The sequence below is a fragment of the Neobacillus niacini genome (genome assembly GCF_046591715.1).
GTDB lineage: Bacteria > Bacillota > Bacilli > Bacillales > Cytobacillaceae > Neobacillus > Neobacillus niacini_L.
Genome location: NZ_JAWVNQ010000008.1, coordinates 173,828 through 182,118 on the forward strand (window position 1 = coordinate 173,828; position 8,291 = coordinate 182,118).

At 39.3% G+C, this 8,291-nt stretch carries 6 protein-coding genes; 2 read left to right on the forward strand and 4 right to left on the reverse strand.

What is annotated here, in order from left to right:
- Nucleotides 1-91 precede the first annotated feature (91 nt).
- The 4 genes from SFC47_RS18755 to SFC47_RS18770 all read right to left on the reverse strand — a co-directional run bounded on the left by SFC47_RS18755 (nt 92) and on the right by SFC47_RS18770 (nt 5,933).
- Nucleotides 92-1,585 (reverse strand): aldehyde dehydrogenase, encoded by a 1,494-nt coding sequence (locus SFC47_RS18755; protein WP_411255850.1) that lies wholly within the window; start codon nt 1,583-1,585, stop codon nt 92-94.
- Nucleotides 1,582-3,141: a carbon-nitrogen hydrolase family protein gene (locus tag SFC47_RS18760; protein ID WP_411255851.1), complete on the reverse strand. Its 1,560-nt coding sequence runs from the start codon at nt 3,139-3,141 to the stop codon at nt 1,582-1,584. The genes SFC47_RS18755 and SFC47_RS18760 overlap by 4 nt, the downstream gene beginning before the upstream one ends.
- Nucleotides 3,142-3,166: 25 nt before the next feature.
- Entirely contained in the window at nt 3,167-4,144 is a 978-nt protein-coding gene (locus SFC47_RS18765; protein ID WP_411255852.1) for an amidohydrolase family protein, read from the reverse strand.
- A gap of 109 nt (nt 4,145-4,253) precedes the next feature.
- Nucleotides 4,254-5,933, reverse strand: coding sequence for a PucR family transcriptional regulator (locus SFC47_RS18770; protein ID WP_411255853.1), 1,680 nt, complete (start codon nt 5,931-5,933; stop codon nt 4,254-4,256).
- 191 nt (nt 5,934-6,124) lie between these two features.
- Between SFC47_RS18770 and SFC47_RS18775 the strand changes: the two genes are divergently transcribed.
- The gene (locus SFC47_RS18775; protein ID WP_411255854.1) at nt 6,125-7,516 is read left to right on the forward strand and encodes a dihydroorotase; all 1,392 of its coding nucleotides are present in this window, start codon (nt 6,125-6,127) and stop codon (nt 7,514-7,516) included.
- A gap of 25 nt (nt 7,517-7,541) precedes the next feature.
- Nucleotides 7,542-8,162, forward strand: a complete 621-nt coding sequence (locus SFC47_RS18780; RefSeq protein ID WP_411255855.1) for a cysteine hydrolase family protein — start codon at nt 7,542-7,544, stop codon at nt 8,160-8,162.
- The last annotated feature ends 129 nt before the right edge of the window (nt 8,163-8,291 follow it).

The following is an 8,291-nucleotide window of genomic DNA, read 5'->3' on the forward strand; positions in this document are numbered from 1 at the left end:
CCACCTTCTAAATATTTTTAATCTAATAAAACAACAGTGGACAAAATAATAGGAATGAAGGAATTGTTCTTAACCAGCGAACTTTTAATTTTTAACTATATCTTTTTTCTTGAGTTGTCCCATCGAACCAATCAAAGTGCTGTCGGCTTATGTTTACGATTACATTTCTTGTTTTTGTATAATCTTTGTAACATTGAATACTATTTTCCAATCCTATTCCACTATTTTTGAAGCCTCCCCATGGTGAAGATGGATCAATTCTATGATGGTCGTTAATCCAGACGATACCAGCTTCTAGCCTGTTTGCCAGCCAGTGTGCATCACGCACATTATTAGTCCAGATTGACATAGCAAGTCCCATTTCTGTTCCATTGGCAATTGAAATTAATTCTTCCATGCTGCTATATTTCATTACACATGTAACAGGACCAAAGATTTCCTCCTGTGCTATCCGCATAGAATTAGTAACCTGTGTAAAAATGGCAGGAGTAATAAAATATCCATTAGCTAGTTCATCCTGTTCAGGAGCAGTCCCGCCGAAGGCTAGAACAGCACCTTCTTCCTGCCCAATTTGAATATAAGAGAGAATCTGTTTATATTGTTTTTCTGAAATAACAGGACCAATATCTGTATCAAATTTCTTCGGATCACCCATTAACAGCTTCTTTGCTTTAGCAATGAATTTGTCTATAAAATCTTCGTACATGGATTCATGCACCAAAATTCTTGAACCCTGTACACAGGTTTGCCCTGCGGCAATAAAAGCTGCAAAAGCGGAACCATTTACTGCTTCTTCCAGGTTTGCGTCCGGAAGCACAAGGACAGAAGCTTTCCCTCCAAGCTCAGCAGATACCTTGGATAAGTTGTAACCTGCTGCTGCAGCCACATGACGTCCTGTTTCTGTACCGCCTGTTATATCTACCTTTTCTATTGAAGGATGCGATGTTAATGCTTTTCCTACAACTGCCCCATAACCTTGAACTACATTCAAAATCCCAGCAGGTACACCTGCTTCCTGTGCTAATTCCGCTAGGAAATAAGTCGTAACAGGTGTATTTTCAGATGGCTTTACCACTACTGCATTTCCCGCAGCAAGTGCGGGAGCTAGTTTTTTGGTCAGAATTAAAAGCGGATGATTCCAAGGAGTGACGAGGGCCACTACTCCTAATGGTATTCGGTTAGTATAATTTACAAATTCTCCTCCAAACGGAGGCACGGCATCCTCTAGAGTTTTTGCAACACTCGCAAAATACTCATACCATTCTGGTAATCGGCTGAGCTGCGCCTTCATCTCCCTAATCGGTCTGCCTGTCATCATACTTTCCAATTCTACTAACTCTGGAAGAGATTCTCGCAAAATTGCGGCTAATCGATTTAACACTCGATACCGTAAGTCCTTGTTTACAGCCCATTCTGTTTGATTAAAGGCAGCAGCCGCTGCTGACACAGCTTTATTTACGTCATCTTCATTTCCCTCAGCTACCTCGGCTACAACTTCCTTTGTAGCGGGATTAAGCACTTGAAAATACTTTCCCGTCTCTGAAGGGACACTTTGACCGTTTATGAATAATCCAATTCTTTTCATTTCACTAAACCTCCATAAAAATGAGGCCTGCGGTTTCTAAACACATTTGTCCCTGGGACAACATCTTTTATTCGGCTTAAGGTAAAGGGAGCAAATGAACCGCATGCATGAAGTCTTTCAGTCTTTAAGGTTGATGCCGTCACAACTCCATTTGGATCAATAACCTGACTTACACCTTGATCACACGAACTAGCAGATACTATGAAGATCCGGCTTTCCGCTGCCCGGGTTCTGCCAATATTGCTGGCACGGGATTCAGCGAGGTCATTTGGCCAAATGATACAGTCTGCTCCCAAAACCATCATTGTCCTTGGCCATTCTGGAAGTATAGCCTCATCTCCGTGCATGATTCCGATTCTTCCCCACTTGGTTTGGAATACTGGCGTAGTGAACTCTGATAATGACGCTTCATGATGCAGGGTAAAATAGGTTTCTTCTATCCCTTTTTGCGTAATTAAATAACTAGTCATGCCTTTATTTTCTTCTTTTACTGTTCCTATGAGAACCACGCTCTCTGGAAGAAAAGGGGTAATTCTATCTACATAATCAGCAATCTGTATGGCTGCCGGAGGCATACAAATAATACTGCTTCCATGATTCACCAATCTTTTGACCATTTGAAGATATTCTTTTGCATCTCTAAATTCCCCGGAAGCAGTAGTGATATAAGGAGTAATATCCTCAGGGATGACTCTCTCCCTCATCACCTCAGACACAGGCAAAGAGTTATTTTCTTGTGTAAGTGCGGTATATAATTCCGAACGCCGCTTAATAGGAGCAGAAATTGCAGGATGTTTGATTTTCCCATTTTCATCCGTTGGTATTTCAACGGAAACCACCTCATCCTGGTGTGAACTTGCCTGATAGACAATGGACCCGTCAGGTGCAAATACCCCTGAGCGGCCTGCATATGTAATACTCCCGGACTCCACACCCCATTTATCGGAGACAGCAAGCCACACTTGGTTTTCCATTGCTCGAACGGATAGCATATATGCACTCTGAGCATTTTGTAAGGCTGTAATATCTGGTCCAGTGGCAGTTAAATTAGCCAAATCAATGATCAATTGAGCGCCTTCTAATGCAGCAAGTCTTACAATTTCCGGCATTCTTGCATCGGCGCATACTACTAATGCGACTCTGCCAAAATCTGTATCAGCAACTGCTACATCCTCACCTGCTGTAAACCACTCCTGATCAAAATGCCACAGGAAGGATTTTCTCTTTTTCACTATTTCCTCACCGCTCGGATCAATCAGGATGGCACTATTATAAATATCCTCCCCTGATTTCTCTAAGCAGCCATAAGCTATATATACCTCTTTGTTTCTAGCAATTTCTTTTAAAGTATTTAAATATAAATCTCCATTATTAATGACAATGTCATCAATACAACCTTCATCTGGATGAAGGAAGTATGCAGGAAATGCACATTCCGGCACTAGAATTAAATCATGATTGTTGGCCGCATTAACTACCATCTGATGAAGATGTTCCCATGCTCGTTCGTAATCCTTTAAATCATTGGCTTTTACTTGAATTGAGGCAACCTTCATTTGTACATCCTCCTTTCTCCTGAACTTATATAAATAAGGATCGTATGCTTTTGTCAGTTATTTTCTCAATCACATCATTTGAAAAGTCACAGCTGGTAACCAAATCCATAGGCTTTAAAGTTCCCATATCAAAAGGATAGTCGCTTCCCAGCACAACATGATCTGCACCAGCAAGCTTGACCAGAAACTCAAGTGCCTGAGGGTGGAAGGTAAGGGTATCAAAATAAAATCGATTTAGATAGGATGATGGTTCCTCCTTACACGTTCTGCTTTCCTTCCGTTCCTGAAATCCCTTATTAAATCGGCCAATTTGATAAGGGAAATATCCACCGCCGTGTGCAAGCATAACTTTCAAATTTGGAAAACGATCTAAAACTCCGCCAAAAATAAGACTTCCAGCAGCTTTTGCCGTATCCAATGGATTACCTATTAAATTTGTAAAATAGTAGTTTGATAAACCTGATTTATCGCCGACATAATAAGGATGAAGAAACAAGGTAAACCCTAATGAATCACAAGCCTCAAAAAAGGGAGTGAATTCTGGTGCATCCAGGTTTACACCTTCAATGGAGGTTCCGATCTCAACAGCTCGAATATTATATAAACTTCTAACTCGTTCAAGCTCTTTTACTGCTGCAAGTGGATCTTGCATCGAGACGGTTGCCATACCTTGAAACACTTGACTATTCTGTCCAATCATTTCCGCTGTCCCATCATTGATGATTCTTGCTAAATCGGCACCTGTTTCTGCATCTTTCCAGTAATAAAACATTGGCGGTGCTGGTGAAAGCACAACTGCATCCAAATTTGCATTCTCTAAATCCTGTTGTTTTGCCTTAATATCATAAAACTTGTCAAAAAGGGGATATGCGTATCCTTGACGATGGACAATCCATTCTTGTTGATCTTTTACCTGTATTTCTGCTTCGAATCTCGGGTCTCCTTTACGAATGGAGTCGACAACACATTTTGGGATAATATGGTGATGAGCATCTATAACCATTTGAATCCTCCAGTTTTTTAAGTAAAAATATAGCAACTTTTAGATTCGTTGAATATATGGTTAAGATACAAAGATAGGCTTTTGCCATTGTGTCTCAGGAACAAAGTAATCAATTTTTCAATATTTGATATGACTCCATGGCAAATAAATATGCCAGCTTGAATTCAGGTGATGTTAAATCGTGCTTTATGATTTGTTTTACTTTTTTTATTCTATAGGCCACTGTATTAGGATGAAGGAAAAGCTTGTCCGCTGTTTCTTTTATACTGCAGTCACATAACAGGAAGGTATGAAATGTATCGAGCAGGACGTTTCCATTCTCTTGGTCATGCCTTATTAACTCTGATAGGAAATCATAACAAAAATCACGAATCTCTTCAGAATCACTAACCATTGATAGGATGCGATGGATTCCTACATCTTCAAAAAACAGGACTGATCCTTTTCTCTCAAACTTTTTTAATATGGTAAGGGCACTGTTAGCTTCCTTATAACTTCTTCCTACCTTATCAAGCTTGTCATAAACACCGCCAATACCGACACGAAATTTACCTTTCCCATAATGATTTTCCAACTCAGCAAGTGCTTTTCCGATTTCCTCCCTTAAAAGCGGGGTTACTTTCTTAATCTGCTTAGGTGAAAAGGATACTAATACTGAGTATAAAGAACCGTTATTACCAATGATTACTTGTCCAAAGTGCTTGTTCAGGCCATTTTTGATAATCCCTGCAATCATCTCCTCTGAGCGGTCCCAAATATTGTTATTATTCTCTTTTTTTGATTCCATGAATTCTATAAGAATAGCTGCCATTGGGTTAGACCAATTAATATTCAGGAAATCATATTCAAATACGATTTGTGTATGAATTCTGCCGTGGATAATATCTTCGATGAGGGCTATCGTCTTTTTGTTAGAGGTCTGTTCATATAAGTATTGTTGCATCAATTGAAGTGCCAATGCTGTTGTAGAATTTTCTAATATAATTAAATCCATTGGTGTATGAGGCTTATGACATTCAAGAAGAGAAATAAACCCATACAAACTTTGATTAGAAAAAATCGGAATCATAATATTCAATATTTGAGGCTCATCCTCTAACCTTACAGTCATTTCAATTTTTTCATTCTTCCCCCCCTTTTGTATGTCTTTATAAAATGGGGATTGTAATACTTTGTTTTTAAATAGTGAAGAAACACGATGGTCTATAACAGCCTTACAGGTATTTGTTTCTTCCGAGTCAATATTTCCAATTGCAATGGTTTGTAATCTTGCATCTTCAAGAATAATCGGGTTCCCTGCTAGATTTGCAATTTTATTAACAATCGTTTGAATCGACCGGTTCTCTAAAACCAGATTAATTAAACTGTTTTGAACATCTTCCACTAATTGCATAATTTTCATCCGTTCATTCATGAAAAAGTCCATAAATGATTCAATAACAATTGGCCAGGTTATTTCATGAGGCAGGCTAATGATTGGAAAATCATAATGGTTAGCCACATTAATCATCTCCTTAGGCATGACACCAAGGAAACGGCTAGTTTTGATTGCTAAGGCTGCTGCACCATTCTTAATTAAACTTTCAATCCATTCCTTTTCATGCTCTACCTTATTCCCAATAAAAAAAGCTGTGGTACAAACCAACTCACCACCGCGGAGCCAGTTTGCCGCATCTGGCACCTCAGCTACAGTTATCATTTTGACTTCTCTCGACAAACCTTTTTTTCCAGCTACCACCTCACTATGATCAAAAGCACTTGCTCTTAAAATATCCTGGATGGTTATCATAAAAAACCTCCTCCCAATCTATTAAACTATTAATTGATTGAATTTTTAGTATATTCATGATTATATTTCATATCCACCCTATTTGAATACCTTTTTTTGTATTCAGAACACAAAGGATTTACCAGAAATTTGTATGTCTGCCATATATAAAATACGGAAAAGTGTTGATATATTTTTTAACAAGATGATTTATGAAAGGTTGGGATAAGGTGTTTGATTTAGAAATTATCAACGCGGAGATTGTAACTTCAACTAATAGTTATAAAGGGTCTATCTCCATCAAAGATGGTAAGATTGCAGCAATTAGTGAAACTCCCCTTAGAAATGCAAAACAGACGATAGACGCCGCCGGGCTTCATCTTGTACCAGGAATGGTAGATCAACACGTCCATTTTATGGACCCAGGCGAAACAAGCCGGGAGGATTTTATCCACGGTACACAAGCAGCGGCTATGGGCGGCATTACAACAGTAATAGAACATACACATGCTGTTCCAGTCAGGTCCGTAGAAGATTATGAAAAGAAGATAAAGCATGTTAGTGCACGTTCCCTTGTTGATTTCGGTTTGACCGCACACGTTTTTCCTGAAGATTTGGGAAATCTGCGTGCATTATGGGAAAGTGGTGTTGTACTATTTAAAATCTTCACTTGTACAACACACGGAATACCAACCCTAAATAATGACCAACTATTCCGCGCTTTCCAAGAAATTGCTTCCTTTGACGGACGTGTCCTTGTCCATTGTGAGGACGATGCGATTACAGAAGGAAATGAACAGCGCCTTAAAAATGCACATCGCTGTGACAATGAAATTGTTTCTGAATGGCGGTCTGAAACTGCAGAGGATATTGCTGTTGCGAATGTTGCCCTTATGGCTCGAATGACGGGAGTTACTGCTACCATTGCACATATCAGTCATTCCTTTGTTATTGATTTAATTAAGCGGGAGCAAGCAGAAGGTGCAAAAATCTATGCAGAAGTTTGCCCGCAATATCTTTTCTTAGACGAGGAAACCGTTAAGGAAAAAGGACCTTTTGCCAAATTCACTCCGCCGGCAAGAGCAAAAGGACAGAACAACCGTTTGTTAGAACTCATTAATGATGGAAGTATTCAATTATTATCTACTGACCATGCCCCATCTACAGCGGAGCAAAAATTAACAGGCACAATTTGGGATTGTAATTTTGGACTTCCTGGTGTTGAAACCACATTACCGATGATGTTGAATTTGGTACACGAAGGAAAAATAACCTTACAACGAGTGGTCCAATTATTCTCTGAAATGCCTGCTAAGGTACTCGGTTTGTACCCGCGAAAAGGCTGTATTGTTGTGGGAGCAGATGCAGATTTGGCGCTGTTAGATCTATCCCGGAAATGGATGATAAAAAATGAAGAAATCATATCAAAAGCAGGATGGTCACCTTACGATGGGATTCAGATTACTGGAATGCCAGTAACAACGATTGTACGGGGAAATATTGTTGTCGAAAATAGGAAAATTGTTGGGGAGCCAGGAATTGGAGCACCTGTTACAAGACTGCAAACAGGTAACAAAAAATCAGACACTGTTTTAATTAATTAAACCTAAAGAGATGGAGGAATTTTTTATGAGTATCGCAGTTATTGCAATCGATTTACATCGAGGACATTTAGATCCTGCTGTGGCGACCATGCCATTACCAGATGCTGTATGCACGCAAGTAATTAATGATAACGAGATCTTTTTTAACCAATGCCGTGAACTAAAAATTCCAATTATCCATTTATTAACACAATATCGATCAGAATCAGAAATCCTCTCAAATCCAGCATGGCAGGAAAGATCAAAGGATCCTAATGCTACTCGAAAAAACGTTGGAAGCCATAATATCGCAGGAATGCCTGGTGTACAAGTAATTCCAGAACTTTGGGATGAAAGAGATATTCTCGTAGATACAAAGAAACGTTACGACTGCTTTGTTGCAACAGATTTGGAATTTGTTTTGAAGGCCAACAACATTACAACTCTTTGGATCACCGGGGTCAACACAAACAGCTGCTGCCTTGCAACATCCATTGATGCTTCTTGCCGTGATTACGACGTTACGATGGTCTCTGACTGTGTAAACACAATGGATGGTCCGGATTATCATGAGATGGCACTAAAAGTATTTGAAAGAGCATTTGGGAAGGTTAAACATAGCTCCCAATTAATCCAAGAAGTTAAAAATAAGTTGGTAAACAAATAATCTGTAATACAAAGAAAGACCGACAATTATTTATGTCGGTCTTTTTTTGTATGCCTCCTATAGAGAGGTATTCTCTGAGCTTTCAACAAAGCACTTTGGGCACTCTAGACACACTGGAGTTACCCAAAT

Excerpts from the sequence above, each read along its gene's own strand:
- SFC47_RS18755 (WP_411255850.1), bottom strand. The coding sequence starts at position 1,585 with ATGAAAAGAATTGGATTATTCATAAACGGTCAAAGTGTCCCTTCAGAG.
- SFC47_RS18760 (WP_411255851.1), bottom strand. The coding sequence starts at position 3,141 with ATGAAGGTTGCCTCAATTCAAGTAAAAGCCAATGATTTAAAGGATTAC.
- SFC47_RS18765 (WP_411255852.1), bottom strand. The coding sequence starts at position 4,144 with ATGGTTATAGATGCTCATCACCATATTATCCCAAAATGTGTTGTCGAC.
- SFC47_RS18770 (WP_411255853.1), bottom strand. The coding sequence starts at position 5,933 with ATGATAACCATCCAGGATATTTTAAGAGCAAGTGCTTTTGATCATAGT.
- SFC47_RS18775 (WP_411255854.1), top strand. The coding sequence starts at position 6,125 with ATGAAAGGTTGGGATAAGGTGTTTGATTTAGAAATTATCAACGCGGAG.
- SFC47_RS18780 (WP_411255855.1), top strand. The coding sequence starts at position 7,542 with ATGAGTATCGCAGTTATTGCAATCGATTTACATCGAGGACATTTAGAT.